Below are 20,940 nucleotides of genomic sequence, written 5' to 3' on the forward strand. Positions count from 1 at the left end.
CGGATCCATGGCTACACCGGCCGGTCCGGCCAAGGAGATGACCCATGAGCTCCGCAACTGACACCCCAACCACTGATGCCCCGGACGCGGAGACCCCCGTCCCGGCCGGCAACCTCGGCGCCGGAGCCACCGCGGACGACGCCCGCGCCGTCGCCGAAGCCGCCCGCGAATCCACTTGGGAGCGGCCGAGCTTCGCCAAGGGCCTGTACCTGGGCAGCTTCGACCTGGGGCTGGTGCACCCGTGGCCCGCCGCGCGCTCCGAGGATGTGGAGCGCGGTGAAGCCTTCATGGCCCGGCTCACCGACTACGCGAAGACCCTGGACGGGAGCGTGATCGAGCGGGAAGCCAAAATCCCGGACAATTACATCCGCGGCCTGGCCGAGTTGGGTGTCTTTGGCATGAAGATCCCGCAGGACTACGGCGGGTTGGGCCTCTCCCTGGTGTACTACGGCCGGGCACTGGCACTGCTCGGGAGCGTGCACCCCAGCCTCGGCGCCCTGCTCTCGGCCCACCAGTCCATCGGCGTCCCGGAACCGATCAAGGTTTTCGGCACCCCGGAGCAGAAGCGCGAGTACCTGCCGCGCTGCGCCGCCGGCGCCATCACCGCTTTCCTCCTGACAGAACCGGATGTGGGCAGTGACCCCGCCCGGATGGGCGCGACGGCAACGCCAACGGACGACGGCGGCGCCTACCTTTTGGACGGCGTGAAACTTTGGACCACCAACGGGGTGATTGCGGAACTCGTGGTGGTGATGGCGGTGGTCCCGGCATACACCGGCCCGGACGGAACCGTTCACAAGGGCGGGATCAGCGCCTTCGTGGTGGAGATGGATTCCCCAGGGATCACGGTGGAGAACCGGAACGCCTTCATGGGCCTGCGCGGCATCGAGAACGGCGTCACCCGGTTCCACCAGGTCCGGGTGCCCGCCGCCAACCGGCTGGGCCGCGAAGGGCAGGGCCTGAAGATCGCGCTGACCACCCTTAATACAGGGCGGCTTTCCATCCCTGCCCTGTGCGTGGCATCGGGGCGCTGGAGCCTGAAGATCGCCCGCGAATGGTCCAACGCCCGCACCCAGTGGGGCCGGCCCGTCGGTGAACATGAGTCCGTGGGCAAGAAGATCGCCTTCATCGCCGCCTCCGCGTTTGCCCTGGATGCCGTCTTTGAACTCTCCGCCGAACTCGCCGACGCCGGGCAGAAGGATGTCCGCATCGAGGCCGCCTTGGCCAAACTCTGGGCCACCGAAATCAGCTGCCGGATCGCTGACGAGCTGGTGCAGATCCGCGGCGGCCGCGGCTTCGAGACCGCCGAATCGCTCGCTGCACGCGGCGAGCGCGCGGTCCCGGCCGAGCAGCAGTTGCGGGACCTGCGGATTAACCGGATCTTCGAGGGCTCCTCGGAAATCATGCGCCTGCTGATTGCCCGGGAAGCAGTGGACGCGCACCTGGCAGCCGCGGGCAGCCTCGCCTCCATGGATGCGAGCCTGCAGGACAAGGCGCGTGCCGCCGTCGGAGCCTCCGGCTTCTACGCCAAGTGGCTGCCCAGGCTCGTGGCCGGCGCCGGCATGGACCCGCGCTCCTACGGCGAGTTCGGCCGGCTGGCCAAGCACCTGCGGTTCGTGGAGCGTTCGTCCCGGCGGCTGGCCCGGCAAACGTTCTACGCCATGGGCCGCTGGCAGGCGAAACTCGAGCGGAAGCAGGCATTCCTGGGGCGCGTGGTGGACATCGGCGCCGAACTGTTCGCGATGACCGCCTGCTGCTCCCGGGCCGAGATGCTGATGCGCACGTCACCGGAGAAGGGCGCCGGCGCCTACGAATTGGCGGAGGCGTACTGCGAACAGGCGCGCGTGCGGGTGGACGAATACTTCGACCAGCTATGGCGCAACACGGACGACGCCGACCGGCGCCTCACGCGCAAGGTCCTCGCCGGCGATTACACCTGGCTTGAGGCAGGGGTGCTGGACCAGTCCGAAGGGACCGGCCCATGGATCGCAGACGCCTCCCCCGGCGCCTCCACGCGGGAAAACCTGCACCGGAAGTACCGGTAAAACCGCTGGTCACCGCACAGTAAGCACGCTTGCTATCCTTTGGGTCGGGTGGTTGAGTTGAACCATGAGCAGCTCAACGGACCCAGAGAACCTGCCTTCCCGGCGCGCCCGCGAGGACGATACCCGGGCCTTTGACCGGCCCCGGACGGACGACGACGCCACCCGCGCCTACCCCGAAGCGGCCGGAACCCCGGCTACTTCCGGGGCCTCCGCCACGCGGGACTATGTCCCGACGGCACCGGTCACCGACCCCGGCCTCGCGGATCGCGAAACGGCTTTCATCCGCGAGAAGGAGCAGTTTGGCGGCATCAAGGCCGGATCTGCCTTCTTCGGCTGGCTGACCGCGACGGGCATGGCCGTCCTGTTGACCGCGCTGGTCGCGGCCGCCGGGACCGCCGTGGGCCTGGCGAACAACGCCGACGTCGGAGACGCCGTCAGCGAGGTGGCCAACAACGGCACCATCGGACTGGTGGGCATCATCATCCTGCTGGTGATCCTCCTGGTGTCCTACTACTGCGGAGGTTACGTGGCAGGCCGGATGGCCCGCTTCAACGGCGCCAAGCAGGGCCTGATGGTCTGGATCTGGGCACTCATCGCCGCGATCGTCATGGCGGTCCTCGGCCTGGTGGCCGGCCAGCGCTTCAACGTGCTGGCAAGCCTGAACAGCTTCCCCCGGATTCCCATCAACGAGGGCGAACTGACCACCACCAGCATCATCGCGGCCGTCGTCGTCGCCGCAGTGGCACTGCTGGGTGCCGTGCTGGGAGGACTGGCTGGCATGCGCTACCACCGGAACGTGGACCGCGCCGGGTTCACGCCGGAGAGCGACTACCGCGACGAGTAGCCTGCCGCAGGCCCTTGAGGACGCCGCAGGAGTCAGTCGAGGAACGTTCCGTCCACGTAGTACCAGCGGCCGCCCTCGCGGACAAACCTGCTGGCCTCATGGAGGACGCCGCGTTCCGGGCCGTGCCGGTAGTAGGCCTTGAACTCCACCGTGCCCTCGATATCCAGCGGCCCGCCCCGGCTGGTGGACACGATATCGAGGCGCCGCCACTCCATCTCCGGGTCCAGCTCCAGCTCCGCCGGGGCCGTGTCCGGGTGGTGCGTCCGCCGCAGGTACCCGGCGTCAAGGAACGCGAACGCACTGTACCGGGAACGCATCAGCTGCTCCGCAGTGGCGGCCTCGGAGCAGCCCGAGTGGAACCGCCCGCAGCACTCCCCGTACTGCTCGCCGGACAGGCAGGGGCAGTGGGCGGCATCCCGATTTCCGTTCATAAGCCCGATGCTGTCATATCCGGTAACAGCTTTGAAACAACCCGGCCCGGCCGTCCTTCACACCGGCAATCGACTCCAAAAATCCGTATGGTGGAGAAGAGCTGATGCCCTGGACGAGCGGGCGCCGGCGCGGGCCTCGCTGCCGGCAGAGAGGAGAGATGACGTGGAAAATGCGGACCCCCTCATCCTCAACCTGACCTTTTTGGGCACCGTTGGCATCGCCGTCGTGATGTTCCTGGTGCTCTTCCTTTTGGGCGTCGTTACCCTGGTGCTGGCCGGTGTGGGCCGTCTTGCCGCCCTGGTGCTGATGACCCTCCTGGGCTACCGACCCAACCGCGAATCCATTCCCCTGGTGCGGCTCACGGGAGCCGGGGCCGCCACTGCCGGGGACCTGGATGAAGTTTCAACGTCCGACGACGGTGCTGCCGCCCCCCGGGCGCGGCGGAACTGGCGTTCCGCACTCAGCCCGCAACGGCTGGATCCGCGACGGTTGAAGCCGGCGCGGATGAAGGCGGCGCTGCGCTCCGCCGTCGTACACCACCCCGCTGTGGCAGCCGGGCACCGTGAGCCGCCGGCCCTGGCCAGCGACTGGGCTGCTGCCGTTGCAGAGGCTGATGCGCGCGCCATGGCCCGGGCACGCGCGGCCACCCCGGACATCAAGCTCACGGTCCGCGACCTGCCCGATCCCAAGGTGCCCGCGGCCAGCGTCGTGGAGGTGGCGCCGCTGGTGGAATCCGCGGTGGAGAGCAGCCGGCCCGCAGGCGAAGTGCCGCGGTCGTTCCGGAAGCCGCCCGCGCCCAGGCCGCTGGCGCCGCTGGACACCGGATCTCTGGTATCGCTCGCCGGACCCGACCTGCCGGAGGGTTCGCTGCCGGGTCCGCGCTCCCGTCCGAAGGGCAAACAGCCCTTACCCTGAGCAACCAACTGGGTTAGCGTGAAACCCATGGAATTCAGGTATCTCGGAAACAGCGGTTTCAAAGTCTCGGAAATTACGTTCGGCAACTGGCTGACACACGGCTCGCAGGTGGAGAACGACGTCGCCACGCAGTGCGTCCGCGCCGCCCTCGACGCCGGCATCAGCACCTTCGACACCGCCGACGTCTACGCGAACACTGCCGCCGAAACGGTGCTGGGTGAGGCGCTGAAGGGCGAGCGCCGCGAGTCGCTGGAAATCTTCACCAAGGTGTACGGTCCCACCGGCCCCAAGGGCAAGAACGACCTGGGCCTGTCCCGGAAGCACATCATGGAGTCCATCAACGGGTCGCTGCGCCGGCTGCAGACGGACTACGTGGACCTGTACCAGGCACACCGCTACGACTTCGAAACGCCGCTGGAAGAGACCATGCAGGCCTTCGCGGACATCGTGCGGCAGGGCAAGGCGCTGTATATTGGCGTCTCCGAATGGACCGCCGAACAGCTGCGGGAGGGCCACGCTCTCTCCAAGGAGCTGGGCTTCCAGCTGATCTCCAACCAGCCGCAGTACTCCATGCTCTGGCGGGTCATCGAGGCAGAGGTGGTTCCGGCGTCGGAGGAACTGGGCGTCTCGCAGATCGTCTGGTCGCCGATGGCGCAGGGCGTCCTGAGCGGCAAGTACCTGCCCGGCCAGCCCGCTCCGGAAGGCAGCCGCGCCACGGACCAGAAGGGCGGGGCCAAGATGATCGAACGCTGGATGCGCGATGACGTCCTGTCCGGCGTGCAGGACTTGAAGCCGATCGCCGCCGAGGCCGGATTGTCCATGCCGCAGCTGGCCGTCGCCTGGGTCCTGCAGAACCCGAACGTGGCCTCCGCGATCATTGGCGCGTCCCGGCCGGAGCAGATCGCGGACAGTGTTGCTGCCGCCGGCGTGAAGCTGGAACCGCAGGTGCTGAAGCGGATCGACGACGCCATCGGCTCCCTGGCGGAGCGGGATCCGGCACAGACCAAGTCACCGGCCCAGCGGGAAGCCTAGGCTCCCGTCGGCCCCGCCGCCCACCCCCGGTTAACCGGGAGGGCGGCGGGGCCGTTGACGGCTTCTACGCCCGGGCGTAAACCTGTGAGGAGGGGGAACCCGCCACACCGGACACCAGGACGCAGCGCAATGAAGCAGTCACAGCGGAGCCGCCACACAGCCCCTCCCTCTACCGGGCCGCTGACCCGGGAGGAACTCCAGCTCGCCGCGCGGAACCACTCCATGCCGCTCGAGGCGCTCCGCTACGAGGTCACCCCGCCCGGGCTGCACTACGTCCTGACACACTTCGACATTCCGGACATTGACGCCGAGCATTGGCACCTGCGCGTTCATGGCGCCGTGGAACGCTCCCTTGAGTTGTCGATGGCAGCGCTGCGCCGCGAACCGGCCATCACCGTGCCCGTCACCCTCGAGTGCGCCGGCAACGGCCGCTCCCTCCTGGAGCCGCGGCCGCTCAGCCAGCCGTGGGTGCTTGAGGGTGTCGGCACCGCGGAGTGGACCGGGGTGCCGCTGGCCTACCTGCTGGGCAAGGCCGGGGTGCTGCCGAACGCCGTCGAGGTGGTCTTCACCGGCGCAGACTCCGGTATGCAGGGCGGCGTCCCCCAGCGATATGCGCGGAGCCTGCCGATCCGCGACGCGCTGCGTCCCGACGTCGTGCTTGCCTACGCCATGAACGGCGGCGCCCTGCCGCCGCAGCACGGCTACCCGCTGCGCCTGGTGGTGCCGGGCTGGTACGGGATGGCCAGCGTGAAATGGCTGGAGTCGATCGAGGTGGCCACCACCCGCTTCACCGGGTTCCAGCAGGACGTCGCCTACCGCTACCAGGATTCCGCGGACGACGGCGGCACTCCCGTTTCGCGGATCAGGGTGCGTTCGCTGATGGTTCCGCCGGGCGTCCCGGACTTCTTCACGCGTCACCGGTTCCTGCCGCACGGGCCTGTTCTGCTGCAGGGCCGTGCGTGGTCCGGGGAAGGCGCAGTCACCGCGGTGGAGGTGGGCATCGATGGCAAGTGGGTTCCCGCCCAGCTGGAGCCTCCGGTGGGCGGGTTCGCCTGGCGGAAGTGGACCCTCCCGTGGGTGGCCGATCCGGGTGAGCATGTCCTGAGCTGCCGCGCTTCTGATATCACCGGAGCTGCCCAGCCCCTGGAGCAGAACTGGAACTACCAGGGGATGGGCAACAACGTGGTCCAGCGGGTGCGTGTGCGGGTTGAGTGAGGGCTCCGGATCCCGGGGCTATACTCGGTCCCAGCCATGACGAGCCTTCCTTCTTCCCCCGCCACCGTCCGCATTGATGCCTGGCTGTGGGCCATCCGCGCCTATAAGACCCGGTCAGCCGCCACGGCGTCTTGCCGCGCGGGCCACGTCCGCCTCAACGGCACCCCGGCCAAGGCGTCGGCAACGCTGGTCACCGGTGACACGGTCACGGTCCGCATGCCGGGATATGAACGCATTCTTGAAGTCCGCCGGCTCATCGCCAAACGTGTCGGCGCCGAGGCAGCCTCCCACTGCTTCACGGACCACACCCCGCCCCGCCCGCTGGCCCCGGCCCTTGGGATTCCGCAGCGGGACCGCGGGACCGGCCGGCCCACCAAGAAAGACCGCCGCGAAATGGACCGCCTCCGGGGACCGGCGTGACCGGCCTGGTGCTGGAAGCAGTACGCCTTCCCGGCAGCGGTTCTGTCTACGACGTCCACATGGTTGACGGTGCCGTGGCCGGGGTCTTTCCACACGGTAACGCTCCCCGGACTGACTCTCTTTCCCTGGACTGCGGTGGCCGTTACGTGATTCCGGGGCTGTGGGACGAGCACGTCCACATGACCCAGTGGGCCATGCACTCGAACCGTTTGGACCTCTCAAGCGCAGCGTCGGCTCAGGAGGCGGCCGCCGCCGTCGGCCGTTCCGTTGCCGAAGAAGCCCCGGAAGAGGCGACCTTTGTGGGCGTTGGCTTCCGGGACGCCCTGTGGAGGGACAGTCCCACGCGTGACCTGCTGGACGCCGCGGCCGGGGACCGCCCCATTGCCCTGGTGAGCCACGACCTGCACTGCGTGTGGCTCAACAGCGCCGCCGGGCGCCGCTATGGCGTGGAGCTGGACGGGTCCGGTCTGCTGCGCGAGGAACCGGCGTTCGGCCTGACCAGGGAGCTCGGCCGGCTGCCTGACGCTGTGGTGGACAAGTGGGTGGACTCCGCGGCCCGGGCTGCTGCGGCGCGGGGCGTGGTGGGCGTGGTCGACCTGGAGATGACGTGGAACCAGGACCCCTGGCTGCGGCGGATCGCCGGCGGATTCGACGCCCTGCGGGTGGAAGCCGGCGTCTATCCGGAGGACCTGGCTCGCGCGGCTTCGGAGGGCCTGCGGACAGGGCTCAAGGTGGACGGCGGCGGCGGACTGTTGCGCGTCGGGCCGCTCAAGGTGCTCATCGACGGCTCGCTCAACACGCGCACCGCATACTGCGTCGATCCGTATCCGTTCGGCGGGCACGGGCTCCTGACGGTCAGCACCGGGGAGCTCCTGGCGCTGCTGGGACGTGCCCGGGAGACCGGGTTCCTCCCGGCCGTCCATGCGATTGGCGACGCGGCGAACCAGGTGGCGCTGGATGCTTTCGAGCGGGCCGGGATTGGCGGGCGGATCGAGCACGCGCAGTTTGTGCGGCGGGAGGATTTCCCGCGGTTCGGCGCCCTGGGCGTGACGGCGAGCGTCCAGCCCCTGCACGCGCTGGACGACCGCGACGCCGCGGAATCCAATTGGCCGGAGGGTACGGATCGGGCGTTTCCGCTGCGGTCGCTGCTGGACGCCGGCGCCACACTCGCGCTCGGTTCCGACGCCCCGGTGGCGCGCCTCGATCCGTGGGCGGGAATGTCTGCTGCCACGACGCGGTCGGCTCTGGACGGACGGCCGCCATGGCAGCCGCAGGAGGCCATCACGCGGGAGCAGGCGCTGGATGCCTCGACGCGGGGACGGTTTGGGCTTGGAGTCCGGGCGGGTGACCCTGCTGACTTGGTGCTGCTGGACACCGACCCGCTGACTGCTCCGGACTCCCAGTTCGCCGCGATGCCCGTGGCGGCCACGCTGGTGGCAGGACGTTTTACGTACGACGGCGGCTGGGCGGGTTTGTAAGCCGGGTCATCTGGCGCGGGGGTTGGGTTTCTGAGCCAGGAACCTGTTCGGTTTTTGCACAGAGCGCGGTTTATCCACATAGGCCAGATGCTTACGGGGTGGTGGCCGGGCGGGCTGGAAGACTTGGTTCATGGCGATGCTCGGGGAACCAGCAGGGATGCAGGAGACGGAGAGCCGCGGCCTGCCCGCGGTTCCCGACGTCCTGGAGCTGCTGGACCGCGTGCCCGTTGCCGCGGAGGGGCCCGGCATGATCGATCAACTGCGCCTCCTGGAAGATCTGAAATCCGCCGCCGCCGCGCTCCAGGCCCGGATTGCCGTCGCTTTCGATGCTGCCGAACGCCGCGACCAGGCCGCCGCCGGCGTCCCCTCCGGGGAGTTGGGAACAGGTGTTGCGGCGCAGATTGCCTTGGCCCGCCGGGAATCCCCGGCCCGGGGAGGAAGGCTGCTGGGCCTGGCCCGGGCCTTGGTCACCGAGATGCCCCACACGCTGGCTGCCCTCCAGCGCGGACAGCTCAACGAGTGGCGAGCCACGCTGCTGGTACGGGAAACCGCCTGCCTGTCCGCTGCGGACAGGTGTGCCGTGGACGAGGAACTGGGGACGGACAGCGGCGGGCTCGCCGGAGCCGGTGACCGGGCTATCCTTGCCGCCGTCCGCACGGCCGCTTACCGCCGGGACCCGCGGTCGGTGGCGCAGCGGGCCAGCCACGCCGCTTCGGAACGCGCCGTGAGCCTCCGGCCGGCACCGGACACCATGACCTACCTGAGTGCCTTGCTTCCGGTCGCCCAGGGCGTGGCCGTGCATGCGGCGCTGACCCGGGAGGCTGATTCGCTGCGCTCGGCCGGCGACGGTCGTTCCAGGGGCCAGATCATGGCTGATTCCCTGGTCGAGCGCGTTACCGGCACTCCCGGAGGCGTGACGAGCATCGAGGTCCAGCTGGTGATGACCGACCGCACCCTCTTCCAGGGCGACTCCGAGCCCGCCCGGTTGGCCGGTTACGGCATCATCCCGGCCGAAAGCGCACGTGCAGCAGTCGTCGGCGGCGCGGTACCAGCGCCGGAATCCACCCCCACCCCGGAAGTCTTCCTCAGGCGGCTCTACACAGCACCGGGCAGCGGGGAACTGGTTGCGCTGGATTCCCGGGCCCGCCTCTTTCCGCCGGGTCTCCGGCGCATGCTCCAGGTGCGCGACGACGTCTGCCGCACGCCTTACTGCGACGCGCCCATCCGCCACCACGACCATGTCCTCGCGTGGCACCGCGGCGGAGCCACTACCGCCAGGAACGGCCAGGGGCTGTGTGAAGCCTGCAATCACGCCAAAGAGTCCCCCGGCTGGTCGGCCACGCCTGTGCCCGGGTCCCGGCACACGGTGGAGCTCCGCACCCCCACCGGCCACGGCTACCGGTCCACAGCGCCACCGCTGCCGGGAACAAGTCCACTGGAAACAGCGCCGCTGTCGTCGGGAACCATGTCGCGAACAATGTCGCAGGAAGCGCCGCCGACGGATCACCAACTGCCGGTTCCCGCCTGACTTTGCCGGCAGGCGCCGGTTGAGAGGTGGTGCTTCCGGTCTCCCCTGCCCACCTCCAGCGGTGAAAGCGTAGAGTGGCATAAGACGCCTGATTCTGGACGCCTTGCTGCCGAGGGAGACATCGTGACGATTGACTGGGACGAAAAGAAGGCCCTGCTACAGGAACCGAACATCGCGAAGGTAACCCAGCTTTGCGACGAGTTGATGGAAAAAAAGCCGGGCTCCACCGTCCCGTACATCGACCCTGTCCACGACGAAGACGAGTGCCGGATCGTCAGCCTCCACATCAGTCCGGGGAAGGGCACCGAATCAGGTTTTGTCTCCCATAACAACGACGACGAGGCCGCCCGCCGCGCCACCCAGATCTACGAATTGGCTGAACTGGACCCGCGGTACGTTATGCCGTGGAACGCCTACCCCTGGGTTCGGGACCCGGGCATGCCGTCGGCCCTGAGCGTGCAGGAAAAGACGGACGGCCTGCGCCCATTCCGGCAGTTCCTCAAGATCAACTCCCGCGTCTCGGCCATCATTGCGCATGGCACGGACGCTTCCGCTTTCCTCACCCTCTTCGAGAAGACCTATCACTCGTCCCTGAGGAACAGCGGTATCAAGATCTACAAGGCCAGTGCCCTGGGCGGCCGGGCCTTTGCCGTCTCGGAAGCCAAGCAGGAAGAGCTTCTGACCAAGAACGTGGACATCTACAAGGACGCCATGCAGCGGGCAGGCATCCAGCACCTGTAGCGGCATCCCTGGCCTTCCTAGCCCTCCATCAGCCTGCGTCGGTGCTTTAACTCCTTGACCCATGCCCTGGTGACGAGCTCGGGGAACGGCGAGCCGCCGCCGTCGGGCGTTCCTGCCCGGCCTCCGCCCGCCGTACCAAAAGCAGCCCCGGACTCTAGGTCACCGATGAGCGGTCCGGATGCTTTCAGGGCAATATCCGCCACTTGGGCGGCCGTGCGTGCGGTCAGGCCCAGCTCGATGGCCCAGCCCAGGAAGTGCCGGCGCGAGATGCCGGTGCGCTTGCCGTTGAGGGTTAGGGCAAGTGTTTTGTCGCCGTAGACCACGGTGGAGGGAATGTCGTACACCGGCGCGATGGTCCACTCGCCGTGGGGCTGCTGGACCATGGAGACGTTCTTGGCATGCAGGTCCCCGTTGCCGGTGAGCCAGGCGAAAGCGGCCTGGATGGCAAGGTTTCGCAGGGCGGGAAGCGGCGCGGCGCAATGCTCGGCGAGCGCGTGGCAGACCTGGCTGTACCCGGCGTTGTACTTGTCCGCTGGGTAGAGCTGCAGCACTTGCGCCCCGTCCTCGACGGCCAGCCTTTGCATCTTGCCCGCCGGTCCGCCTGGCGTGGGAACGCGGTCGAAGCGTTCCACCAGCAGTCCCGGTCGGCCGGCGACATCCCGGATCAGCCGGACACGGCTCAGCGGGATCCTCAGCCGCGCCGCGTAGCGGAACATCAACAGCTCGTTCTCCACCACGTGCGGGAACTCCGGGGCGTTCAGTTTCAGGATGAACTGGCGCCCGGTTGCGGACACCGGCACCGAGATCATGCCGGCAGACAGCTTGTCCTGTACGCCGGCCAGGGCAACAGGGTCGATCAGGTCCGGGTCTCCGAGCAGCCGGTCAAAGTCCACGGGTTCCCTCTGGTCCAGGGGGACCGCGTGGTCATCCGGGTCCAGCGGCTCGCCGTGGCCCACGATCTGCACGTCACCCACCGGATTGCCGCCGGCAGCGATGAGCAGGGAAAGGTCGTCGTCCGCGCTGGTCTTGATCGAACGCCGCAGCGCATTGAGCCGGCGTCCCTCCGGCAGCAGGCCGGTGAAATAGGGCGGTGCAGCACCTGCCGCCGAGAACACAGGTTCACTGCTGAGCGGCAGGGACGTGGCGACGGCGGGTCCCCCGGTCTTGAGGTACGCGGGCAGGTAGCTGAAACGGGTTCCGCCGTCGTGCCGTTCGAGGCGTGCGGCAAGGACGCCCGCCTTGTAGATGTCCGCGACGCGGTGCCTCATCATTCAGCCCTGTCCTGCGCGGGCACCTCGGCTAACGTGCGGGCGGCCTTGCTGACCCGTGTGCCCACTGTCAATTCCAACCCCAGCGTGTCCAGCACCGCAAGCAGCGAATCCAGCTGGACGCTCGCCTTGCCCTGCTCCACGAAACGCACGAAACGTTCGGACACGCCTGCCATGTCGGCCAGATCGTGCTGCGTGAGGCGGAGGACAGCCCGGCGCGCGCGCACGCCGGCGGCGAGCTGTTCTGAAAAGGAACCCAAGCGCCCTCCTTAGGAACGAACGTACCGATTGGGCTGATGTCCAGCATACGCATCGCATTATCCAGACACCAGGGTCACGGATCAGCACGAACGTGCCGATGCGACCAATCGCTCGAGAGCCACATGAGGGCAGTACCCCCGGGGCAACCAGAAAACAGCGCCCTAGGCTGCGCTCACAACAAGGTAGCGCTCGTCCGCAATCTCCCTGCCCCACAGGGCGGGGTCATTGAGCACCGTCAGGGTTGCGCTCCTGCGGTGGGCGCGGACCAGATCGAGGCAGCGGTCCGCAGGAATTCCCGCGCCGGTCCCCCACAACCCCTCCACCAGAACCATGACGCCCGGCCCCCTAAGCAGTCCTGCCCAACAGGCCAACGCACTTCCGGGGTCCGGGAGTGCCCACAGGACATGGCGGGCAAGAACTACGTCAACAGAACCGCGGGCCCGTGGGGGCACTGATGCGTCGCCCACTTCAAACTCAGCGGGCACGCCCGCCGCCGCCAGTTTGGTCCGCGCCTTGGCCACCATTTGACCGGACACATCCAACCCCCCACACGTGGTGCCCGGCCTCGCCCAGCAACAGTGAAAGGCTGCCGGTCCCGCAACCAAGGTCCGCCACATCGCAACCCGGGCCGGGCATCAGCGGCAGGAGCAGTTCCGCCCACGCTTCCCGGACGGCCGGGTCCAGCAGTCCATGGTCCGCTTCGGCGTCGAACGTCCCGGCCTGGCTGTCCCAGTAGCTGCGCACGGCATCACTCATGCCGGACAGTCTGATATGACGGGCGCCAGAAAGTTGACACCCCCTGTGACCCCTGCCATATTTGAACCTGTGGACCTGTCAGACAGCCGGACAGCAGGACAGCCTGCAACTCCTCCCCTCGCGCGCCTTAGTGCAGCGGAAGCGGTGTTCAGCGCCATCCGCAAGGACATTGAAGCGGGCACCATTCCCGTGGGTGGCAAACTCAGCGCGGAGGCAACCCTGGCCCAGCAGTACGGGGTCAGCCGCTCCGTCGTCCGCGAAGCACTCCGGTCCTGCACCGCGCTGGGTCTGACGGTCACCAAGACGGGCAAGGGCACCTTCGTCGTGGCCAGCACGGTGGCGAACGACCTCACGCTCGGCCAGTACTCCGCCCGCGACCTCACCGAAGCCCGTCCCCACATTGAGGTCCCCGCCGCCGGACTCGCCGCCGAGCGCCGGTCCGAGGAGGAACTGGACACTCTCCGCAGCATCGTCACTGCCATGGCCGGCGAGTCAGATCCCGAAGCATGGGTCGCACTGGACTCCAGCTTCCACGCTGCCATCGCAGCCGCCAGCGGCAACAAGGTCTTCGCCAGCGTTGTCGCAGACATCCGCGGCGCCCTGGCCTTCCAATCCGAAACCCTGAACATCGTGGCGGACCGGCAACGCGACTCCGACAAAGAGCACCAGGAAATCCTCGCCGCCATCGAGGCCGGGTCCGCCGACGCAGCACGGGCCGCCATGGCGCGGCACCTCGACGCAGTGGACCGCACCCTCGGAACCATCCTCAACAAGTAGAACCACCAAGGAACCCATGCTCTCCCCTGCGCCTTCCCCCGACCTCACTGCTGCCGCGCTTCCACGGCACGCTCCCCTCGTCACCGCCACCCGGGACGGCGTGGTGGAAAGCGTCCATTACGGATCGGCCGTCGCCACCGCACCGGACGGCACCGCCCTGCTCACCGCCGGCGATCCTCTTGCCCCGTTCTACCCGCGCTCGTCGCTCAAACCGCTCCAGGCCGTGGCCATGGTCCGCGCCGGCCTCCAGCTTCCGGCGGACCTGCTGGCACTCGCCTCGGCAAGCCACTCCGGCGGCGCCCGCCACCGCAGCGGCACCCAGCGGATCCTCACCATGCACGGTCTGACTATCAACGACCTCGAAAACAGCACCGACCTGCCCTACGGGACCATCGAGCGCGAGTCATGGCTACAGGCGGGCCTCCACGCCACGCAGCTGACCCAGAACTGCTCCGGCAAGCACGCCGCCATGGCCGCCACCTGCGTCATCAACGGCTGGCCCGTCCGCGGCTACTTGGACCCGTCGCATCCCTTGCAGCAGCTCATCGCCGGCACCGTCACGGAACTGACCGGCGAGGAACCGCTCACCCGGAGCACCGACGGCTGCGGCACCCCGCTGTTCGCCCTGACCCTGCGCGGAATGGCCCGCGCCTTCGGGCGGATCGCCAACGCCGCCGCGGCCGACGACGGCGGGCCGGGCTCCCGGGGTGCGGAGGCCGCCGTCGGACTCGCCATGCAGCACCACCCCGTGATGGTGGCCGGCCAGCGCCGGGATGTCACCGAGCTGATGCGCGCGCTTCCGGGTGCCGTGGCGAAGGACGGTTTCGAGGGCGTGCAGCTGGTGGGGCTCCCGGACGGCCGGGCCACCGCCGTCAAGATTTCCGACGGCGGCGACCGGGCCCGGATGCCCGCCACCGCCGCCTTGCTCGAAGCCCTGGGCGTTGATACCGCCGCGCTCGAGCCCATCGCCACGGCCCCCGTGCTGGGCGGCGGCCGCAGTGTCGGCCTGCTCCAGGCCGCAGACTTCCTGTCCTGACCCGCGAAACCCCACCCTGAGGACCCCCATGACCATCACAGAAACCGCCGCGGACACCCGGTCCGAGCACGACCTGCTCGGCGACCGCGATGTCCCCGCCACCGCCTACTGGGGCGTCCACACGCTCCGCGCCGTCGAGAACTTCCCCATCACAGGCCAGCCCTTGGCCTCCAACCTTCACCTGGTCCGCGGACTCGCCGCAGTAAAGCTCGCGGCAGCCCGCGCCAACCGGGACCTGGGCCTGCTGGACGCCGAACGCGCAGCGGCCATCGAGCAGGCCTGCCAGGACATCCTGGCCGGACGCCTGGCCGACCAGTTCGTGGTGGACGTCATCCAGGGAGGTGCGGGGACGTCGTCGAACATGAACGCCAACGAAGTCATCGCCAACCGGGCCCTGGAAATCCTGGGGCGGTCCAAGGGCGACTACGCCCGGCTGCACCCCAACGACCACGTCAACCTCAGCCAGTCCACCAATGACGTCTACCCCACCGCGGTGAAGCTTGGCACCATCTTCGCCGCGCGTGAGCTGCTGGCCGCCCTCGAGGAACTCGAAGAGGCCTGCGCCGCCAAGGCCGTCGAGTTCCGCACGGTGGTGAAGATGGGCCGCACCCAGCTGCAGGACGCCGTTCCCATGACCCTGGGCCAGGAGTTCGGCTCCTACGCCGTCACCATCGGTGAGGACCGGCTCCGCCTGGCCGAGGCGGAACTGCTCATCCATGAAATCAACCTGGGTGCCACGGCCATCGGAACAGGCCTGAACGCCCACGCCGGGTACGCCGAGGCTGCCTGCCGTCACCTCGCCGAGGTCACCGGCCTGCCGCTGGTCACGGCGCCCGATCTGATCGAAGCCACCCAGGACGTCGGTGCGTTCGTGCACCTGTCCGGCGTCCTGAAGCGCGTGGCGGTCAAGCTGTCCAAGATCTGCAACGACCTCCGCCTCCTCTCCTCCGGCCCGCGGGCCGGGTTCGGCGAGATCAACCTGCCGGCTGTCCAGTCCGGCTCCTCAATCATGCCCGGCAAGATCAACCCGGTGATCCCGGAAGTGGTCAGCCAGGTGGCCTACGAAGTCATCGGCAACGACGTCACCATCACCATGGCGGCCGAGGCCGGGCAGCTCCAGCTCAATGCCTTCGAACCGGTCATTGTCCACAGCCTCCACAAGAGCATTTCGCACCTGGAGGCAGCGTGCCGCACCCTTACGGCACGCTGCATCCGGGGCATCACCGCCAACGCCGCACATCTTCGGCTCACCGTCGAGCAGTCCATCGGCCTGGTGACGGCGCTCAACCCCCACCTTGGCTACGCCACGGCCACTGCCATTGCCCAGGAAGCACTCGCCACGGGCAAGGGCGTCGCTGAGCTCGTCCTTGAACGCGGGCTCCTCACGGATGCCCGGCTCCAGGAACTCCTCAGCCCCGAACGCCTGGCCAATTTGAGCAAGTAGCGCCTGCCACAATGCCCATCCGCGGCACCAGTGACCTGCCCTCGTCGGTAGCATGAAAGCCAACGCGGAGGGAAGAAGGGGGAACTCATGTCAGGATCCAAGCTCGCGGTCGTCGGCGCCGGAAGCGTCGGCACCTCACTTGCTTATGCGGCCCTGATCCGAGGATCAGCGGGCAACGTCGCCCTGTTCGACGTCAACACTGCCAAAGCCGAAGCCGAGGTCCTGGATCTGGCGCACGGCACCCAGTTCGCTGCGAAGGCCGCATCCGTCACCGGCGGCGGGGATATCGCAGTAACTGAGGGTGCCGACGTCGTGGTCATTACGGCCGGAGCGAAGCAGGCTCCTGGCCAGACGCGCCTGGACCTGGCCGGCACCAACGTCCGCATTCTCGAGCAGCTGATGCCGCAACTGCTGGAACGGGCACCGAACGCCGTATACGTGCTGGTCACCAACCCGTGCGACGTCCTGACCGTTGCTGCCCAGCGGATCTCCGGACTGCCTACAGGGAGGATCTTCTCCTCAGGGACTGTGCTGGACACGTCCCGGCTCCGCTGGCTCCTCGCGCGGCGCGCAGGCGTTGCGGTAGCCAGCGTGCACGCCAGCATGGTGGGCGAGCACGGCGACACCGAGTTCCCGGTCTGGTCCGGCGCAACGATCGGCCCCGTACCCATCCGCGACTGGACAACAAACGGCGAACGCGTATTTACGTCCGGGTATCTGGAAGCAGCCGCCCGCGAAGTCACGCAGGCGGCATACAAGGTGATCGCGGGCAAGGGGGCAACGAACTACGCGATCGGCCTCTCGGGCGCACGGATCGTGGAGGCCCTGCTCCGCGATGAGAACGCCGTACTGCCCGTCTCAACGGTGCTGGACGGCAACTACGGCATATCTGGCGTCGCTCTCTCCCTGCCGAGCATCGTGAACCGTGGTGGGGTGGAACGGGTGCTGGACATGCCCATGGATGACTGGGAACGCGCAGCCCTTGAGCATTCGGCAAACACCCTGCAAGCGTCCCTCACATCCCTGGGACTCTAGGCTTTCCCGCGTCTTCCATGCAACCCGGGGTCACATCCGGCCAAATAACGGGCCTTCACGGGGCCTGAAGTGACCCCGCACTGGGTGCTCGCCTATGCTCGGCAGTGTTGGCGCGCGCTGGCTCAAGGACGAACCACAGGAGAGACGCATATGACCACCTGGCGGATCAGGGACTTCCATTCGGCGGATCTGGACGGGATCCTGCACCTTTGGGAAACCCTCAAGGAAAACAACGTCGAGCCCGTGTACGCGCTGTCCGAGGTGCTGGCTTCCTGCGAAAAGGATCACGCCGTGGTGGCCGTGCTCGGCGAGCAGGTGGTGGGTGCCGCCGTCGGGCGAGCCGCGCATGATCAGGGCTGGATCGTCTTCCTGGCCACTTTGCCCGAGTACCGCGGCCGCGGGATTGGCACCTCCCTGCTGGCCGCCGTCGAGAACCGCATGGCGCCGCACGGGCTGAACAAGCTGTCCGCGCTGATGCCGGAATCCGAAACCCGCGTGGAGGCGTTCCTGGGCCGCGGTTTCGCGTTGAAGAAGAACCTGCGGTACTTCGAGCGGACCATCCCCGTCCAGCGGCAGGAACTCGGCGCGCTGGGCCAGCTGGGTGGCCGCATCCTGGCGCGCGATCTGTGGGAAAACGTGGCCGGCATGCGCCGGGAGAAGGAACTGCTGGAGCGGCGCCTGGTGCTGCCGCTCGCCGAGGCCGATCTTGCCGACGAGTTCGGGGTGGTCCCGCCGCGCGCGGTGGTGCTCTTCGGCCCGCCCGGCACCGGCAAGACCACCTTCGCCAAGGCCATCGCGTCCCGCCTCGAGTGGCCGTTCGTGGAAGTATTCCCCTCCAGGCTTGCAGCGGATCCCCAAGGACTGGCGGGGGCACTTCGTGAAACGTTCCTGGAAATCGCCGAGCTGGAACATGCCGTGGTGTTCATAGACGAGGTGGAGGAGATCGCCTCGCAGCGGTCGGGCGAGCCGCCCTCACCGCTCCAGGGCGTCACCAACGAGCTGCTGAAGATCATCCCGGCGTTCCGTGAGCAGCCCGGCCGGCTGCTGGTGTGCGCCACCAACTTCATCCGCGCCCTGGACTCGGCATTCCTGCGCCACGGCCGGTTCGACTACGTCATTCCCATCGGGCTGCCCGACCGCCAGGCCCGCGAAGCCATGTGGCAGCGCTTCATTCCCGCCCCCGTAGGGGACTCCGTGGACGTGGCGCTGCTGGTGGAAAAGACCGAGGGCTTCTCACCCGCGGACATCGAGTACGCGGCCCGCAGCGCCTCCCAGCGGGCGCTGGAGAAGGCAGTGTACGACGACGGCGGACTGGCCTCGGGCGGGACGGCTTCCGTCCGTGACGCGGTGCGGAAGGGGCCCTCCACCCAGGATTACCTGGACGCCATCAGCGAGACCCGGACCACCGTCAGCGCCGAGGTGCACCAGGACTTCCTCGAGGACATCGACGCGCTGGGTCGGGTCTAGTCCAGCTCGTCCAGCAGCCACGGGTTGACGCGGGCAAGGATCTTCCTGACCTCTTCGACCTCGACCGCGGCATACAGCACGGGCCGGGCGTCCCGGTACTTGGTGACAGGCGGCTTGTCCGGCCACTTCTCCGCCAGCGCCTGGACCCGCTCCGGCAGCGAGTTGTGCGCATTGTCCGCGATCTTGACCAGGGCTGCGTCATGGTCCTGGGCGATCTCGTTGATACCCGCCTGGTAGTCGTCCGGGTTGCTGTGCAGCCGGTTCGTTACCCGCTCGATGATGTCCACGGAACGCTCCGGAACGCCCATCTCCAACAGGGCATGCCGGGTCATCGGTGTGTCCTCCGCGATGTCATGAAGATACCCGGCGATCCGGATCTCGTCGTCGAAGTCCGCGAGGGCATCGCCGACGGCCAGGACGTGCTCACGGTAAGGGCGCTTCAGTTTGTCCTTCTGCCGGCCGTGGGCCACCGCGGCCAGGACCCTGGCGGTCTCCACGGTGAACCGGCGCTGCGGGGCGGTTGCTTCTTCGGATTCTGGTGCGGACATGGCTCCACCCTACGCGCCGGGCGGGAGGTCAGGATCCGGGCCAGACCCACGGTTCCCGCGGGAGGGCCCCGGGTCGGAACTCGGCAAGCGCCCGTTCCAGGCTCCCGCCCGGCAGGCCGAGCGAGGCCAAAAGCCTGTCACGCACGTCCTCCGCCGGTACCCCGGCAGCAGCCAGGTCGCCCAGTGTGACGGCACCGTCGCGCTTGGCCAGCCGGGCGCCGTCGTGATTAACCACCAGTGGAACGTGCGCATATTCCGGAGCTGGAATATCTAAGAGCGAAGCCAGATACGCCTGGCGGGGTGTGGAGGAAAGCAAATCGTCGCCGCGGACCACCTGATCGATACCCTGCGCGGCGTCGTCCACCACGACAGCGAGGTTGTAGGCAACAACGCCGTCATTGCGCCGCAGGACGAAGTCGTCCACGGACCCCTTATATGTCCCGTGCAGCACATCCGTGACGGTGTACTCCCGGATGCCTGCCTTGAGCCGGATCGCGGCTGGCCGGATGGACCGTTTGAATTCGAGTTCTGCCGGATCGAGGTTCCGGCACGTTCCCGGGTAGGCACCCTGCGGCGCGTGCGGCGCCGAGGGTGCTTCCTGGATTTCCCGACGGGTACAGAAACATTCGTACGTGAGCCCGGCGGCACGGAGCCGCCCGATCGCGGCGTCGTAGAGGGGACCCCGCGCGGTTTGCCGCACCGGTTCGCCGTCCCAGGTCAGTCCGATCGCCGCAAGATCGCGCAGCTGCAGCACCTCGGCCCCGGAGCGGGCGCGGTCCAGGTCCTCCACGCGGAGCAGGAACCGGCGGCCGGTAGAACGGGCGAAAAGCCAGGCCAGGATGGCGGTACGCAGGTTCCCCACGTGCAGTTCACCGGACGGGCTGGGAGCGAAGCGGCCGGCTGGGGTCATGAATCCACCCTAAACGCAGCAAGGCAAGAGCCCCTCAGCTACCGATGAATCCGGAACTCCGGCGATCGGTGGCTCAGGGGCTCTTGCCGTGGTGGTGCGGAATGACAATGCGTGAACAAGAGTCAATCAGCGGCAGCCTCCTTGCGGGAAGCGGATGCAGCTGCCGGGAGGTGTGCCGGAGAGCCTGTAGCCTGCGGGGCCCGGCGGTAGCCGATGCCCTGTTGCCAATATTTCAGCACCAGCCCTACAGTTGGTGCAACGAGCACCCAGTCGATTGGTCAATTTGACCAATAGGAGAGCCGCCAACCGGCAGGAAAGTGATCAGATTGCAGCAACTCGACTCTACCGACCGCCGCATCCTCCATGCACTGGACGAGGACCCGCGCGTCCCCATCATGGTGCTGGCCCAGCGCCTGGGGCTTGCCCGGGGTACGGTCCAGTCCCGGCTGGAACGGATGACCGCATCCGGAGCCCTGCGCCCGCACAGCAGCCGGGTGCTGCCGGCTGCCTTGGGCCGGGGGGTTGCCGCGTCCGTCAGCGCGGAGCTGGACCAGAGCCACCTCAACGAGGCCATCGCGGCACTGCGGAACATTCCCGAAGTGCTGGAGTGCCACGCTCCGGCCGGCGACACAGACCTGCTCATCCGGGTGGTGGCCACCAGCCCGGACGATCTCTACCGGGTATCTGAGGAGATCCGGCTGTGCCCGGGCATCGTTCGGACCTCCACCAGTATGTTCCTCCGCGAGGTCATCCCCTACCGCACCACCGGCCTGCTGCAGGAGTGAACG

General features: G+C 68.1%; 22 protein-coding genes and 1 pseudogene. 15 read left to right on the forward strand and 8 right to left on the reverse strand.

Going from position 1 to position 20,940, the window contains the following annotated elements:
• The first annotated feature begins 44 nt into the window (after nucleotides 1–44).
• Entirely contained in the window at nucleotides 45–2,045 is a 2,001-nt protein-coding gene (locus tag ACFWIX_RS11280; RefSeq protein WP_377216213.1) for an acyl-CoA dehydrogenase family protein, read from the forward strand.
• Nucleotides 2,046–2,109: 64 nt separating this feature from the next.
• Nucleotides 2,110–2,889, forward strand: a complete 780-nt coding sequence (locus tag ACFWIX_RS11285; RefSeq protein WP_377216214.1) for a hypothetical protein — start codon at nucleotides 2,110–2,112, stop codon at nucleotides 2,887–2,889.
• Nucleotides 2,890–2,921: 32 nt separating this feature from the next.
• On the opposite strand, the gene ACFWIX_RS11290 is transcribed toward ACFWIX_RS11285, so the two are convergent.
• A complete protein-coding gene (locus ACFWIX_RS11290; protein ID WP_377216215.1) occupies nucleotides 2,922–3,320 on the reverse strand; it encodes a YchJ family protein in 399 nt (132 codons plus the stop codon).
• A gap of 163 nt (nucleotides 3,321–3,483) precedes the next feature.
• Between ACFWIX_RS11290 and ACFWIX_RS11295 the strand changes: the two genes are divergently transcribed.
• The 7 genes from ACFWIX_RS11295 to ACFWIX_RS11325 all read left to right on the forward strand — a co-directional run bounded on the left by ACFWIX_RS11295 (nucleotide 3,484) and on the right by ACFWIX_RS11325 (nucleotide 10,650).
• Complete coding sequence (locus tag ACFWIX_RS11295; RefSeq protein ID WP_377216216.1) at nucleotides 3,484–4,236, forward strand: hypothetical protein; 753 nt, start codon at nucleotides 3,484–3,486, stop codon at nucleotides 4,234–4,236.
• Between the two features lie 27 nt (nucleotides 4,237–4,263).
• Entirely contained in the window at nucleotides 4,264–5,268 is a 1,005-nt protein-coding gene (locus tag ACFWIX_RS11300) for an aldo/keto reductase family protein (RefSeq protein WP_377216217.1), read from the forward strand.
• Between the two features lie 129 nt (nucleotides 5,269–5,397).
• Entirely contained in the window at nucleotides 5,398–6,483 is a 1,086-nt protein-coding gene (locus tag ACFWIX_RS11305; RefSeq protein ID WP_377216218.1) for a sulfite oxidase, read from the forward strand.
• A gap of 36 nt (nucleotides 6,484–6,519) precedes the next feature.
• On the forward strand, nucleotides 6,520–6,903 hold the full coding sequence (locus tag ACFWIX_RS11310; protein WP_377216219.1) for an RNA-binding S4 domain-containing protein: 384 nt from the start codon (nucleotides 6,520–6,522) through the stop codon (nucleotides 6,901–6,903).
• Nucleotides 6,904–6,962: 59 nt separating this feature from the next.
• Nucleotides 6,963–8,381, forward strand: coding sequence for an amidohydrolase (locus ACFWIX_RS11315; protein WP_377216399.1), 1,419 nt, complete (start codon nucleotides 6,963–6,965; stop codon nucleotides 8,379–8,381).
• 130 nt (nucleotides 8,382–8,511) lie between these two features.
• Nucleotides 8,512–9,909, forward strand: a complete 1,398-nt coding sequence (locus ACFWIX_RS11320; RefSeq protein ID WP_377216220.1) for an HNH endonuclease — start codon at nucleotides 8,512–8,514, stop codon at nucleotides 9,907–9,909.
• 123 nt (nucleotides 9,910–10,032) lie between these two features.
• On the forward strand, nucleotides 10,033–10,650 hold the full coding sequence (locus ACFWIX_RS11325) for a uracil-DNA glycosylase (RefSeq protein ID WP_377216221.1): 618 nt from the start codon (nucleotides 10,033–10,035) through the stop codon (nucleotides 10,648–10,650).
• A gap of 17 nt (nucleotides 10,651–10,667) precedes the next feature.
• On the opposite strand, the gene ACFWIX_RS11330 is transcribed toward ACFWIX_RS11325, so the two are convergent.
• The 5 genes and pseudogenes from ACFWIX_RS11330 to ACFWIX_RS11350 form a co-directional block, all read right to left on the reverse strand.
• Nucleotides 10,668–11,921, reverse strand: a complete 1,254-nt coding sequence (locus ACFWIX_RS11330) for a type II toxin-antitoxin system HipA family toxin (RefSeq protein ID WP_377216222.1) — start codon at nucleotides 11,919–11,921, stop codon at nucleotides 10,668–10,670.
• Entirely contained in the window at nucleotides 11,918–12,178 is a 261-nt protein-coding gene (locus tag ACFWIX_RS11335; protein WP_377216223.1) for a helix-turn-helix transcriptional regulator, read from the reverse strand. Before ACFWIX_RS11335 ends, ACFWIX_RS11330 begins: the two co-directional genes overlap by 4 nt.
• A gap of 162 nt (nucleotides 12,179–12,340) precedes the next feature.
• Nucleotides 12,341–12,511 (reverse strand): hypothetical protein, encoded by a 171-nt coding sequence (locus ACFWIX_RS11340; protein ID WP_377216404.1) that lies wholly within the window; start codon nucleotides 12,509–12,511, stop codon nucleotides 12,341–12,343.
• A gap of 54 nt (nucleotides 12,512–12,565) precedes the next feature.
• Nucleotides 12,566–12,721, reverse strand: a pseudogene (locus ACFWIX_RS11345) (class I SAM-dependent methyltransferase); the annotation flags it as partial.
• The gene (locus ACFWIX_RS11350; RefSeq protein WP_377216224.1) at nucleotides 12,654–12,935 is read right to left on the reverse strand and encodes a hypothetical protein; all 282 of its coding nucleotides are present in this window, start codon (nucleotides 12,933–12,935) and stop codon (nucleotides 12,654–12,656) included. The gene ACFWIX_RS11350 and the pseudogene ACFWIX_RS11345, both read right to left, overlap by 68 nt.
• Before the next feature lie 69 nt (nucleotides 12,936–13,004).
• Between ACFWIX_RS11350 and ACFWIX_RS11355 the strand changes: the two genes are divergently transcribed.
• From ACFWIX_RS11355 to ACFWIX_RS11375, 5 genes are all read left to right on the forward strand, one after another.
• A complete protein-coding gene (locus tag ACFWIX_RS11355) occupies nucleotides 13,005–13,712 on the forward strand; it encodes a FadR/GntR family transcriptional regulator (RefSeq protein WP_377216225.1) in 708 nt (235 codons plus the stop codon).
• Nucleotides 13,713–13,728: 16 nt separating this feature from the next.
• Nucleotides 13,729–14,748 (forward strand): asparaginase, encoded by a 1,020-nt coding sequence (locus tag ACFWIX_RS11360; protein WP_377216226.1) that lies wholly within the window; start codon nucleotides 13,729–13,731, stop codon nucleotides 14,746–14,748.
• Between the two features lie 28 nt (nucleotides 14,749–14,776).
• On the forward strand, nucleotides 14,777–16,192 hold the full coding sequence (locus tag ACFWIX_RS11365; RefSeq protein ID WP_377216227.1) for an aspartate ammonia-lyase: 1,416 nt from the start codon (nucleotides 14,777–14,779) through the stop codon (nucleotides 16,190–16,192).
• A gap of 87 nt (nucleotides 16,193–16,279) precedes the next feature.
• Nucleotides 16,280–17,227, forward strand: a complete 948-nt coding sequence (locus ACFWIX_RS11370) for an L-lactate dehydrogenase (RefSeq protein ID WP_377216228.1) — start codon at nucleotides 16,280–16,282, stop codon at nucleotides 17,225–17,227.
• 150 nt (nucleotides 17,228–17,377) lie between these two features.
• Nucleotides 17,378–18,694 (forward strand): ATP-binding protein, encoded by a 1,317-nt coding sequence (locus tag ACFWIX_RS11375; RefSeq protein ID WP_377216229.1) that lies wholly within the window; start codon nucleotides 17,378–17,380, stop codon nucleotides 18,692–18,694.
• Here ACFWIX_RS11375 and ACFWIX_RS11380 read toward each other — a convergent pair.
• Nucleotides 18,691–19,242, reverse strand: coding sequence for a phosphohydrolase (locus ACFWIX_RS11380; RefSeq protein WP_377216230.1), 552 nt, complete (start codon nucleotides 19,240–19,242; stop codon nucleotides 18,691–18,693). The two genes, ACFWIX_RS11375 and ACFWIX_RS11380, sit on opposite strands and share 4 nt — an antisense overlap.
• 28 nt (nucleotides 19,243–19,270) lie before the next feature.
• The gene (gene gluQRS, locus ACFWIX_RS11385; RefSeq protein WP_377216231.1) at nucleotides 19,271–20,152 is read right to left on the reverse strand and encodes a tRNA glutamyl-Q(34) synthetase GluQRS; all 882 of its coding nucleotides are present in this window, start codon (nucleotides 20,150–20,152) and stop codon (nucleotides 19,271–19,273) included.
• 326 nt (nucleotides 20,153–20,478) lie between these two features.
• On the opposite strand from gluQRS, the gene ACFWIX_RS11390 reads away from it, so the two are divergent.
• Nucleotides 20,479–20,937: an Lrp/AsnC family transcriptional regulator gene (locus ACFWIX_RS11390; protein WP_377216232.1), complete on the forward strand. Its 459-nt coding sequence runs from the start codon at nucleotides 20,479–20,481 to the stop codon at nucleotides 20,935–20,937.
• The last annotated feature ends 3 nt before the right edge of the window (nucleotides 20,938–20,940 follow it).

It is taken from the genome of Pseudarthrobacter sp. NPDC058362 (genome assembly GCF_042723515.1).
Taxonomy (GTDB): Bacteria; Actinomycetota; Actinomycetes; order Actinomycetales; family Micrococcaceae; genus Arthrobacter.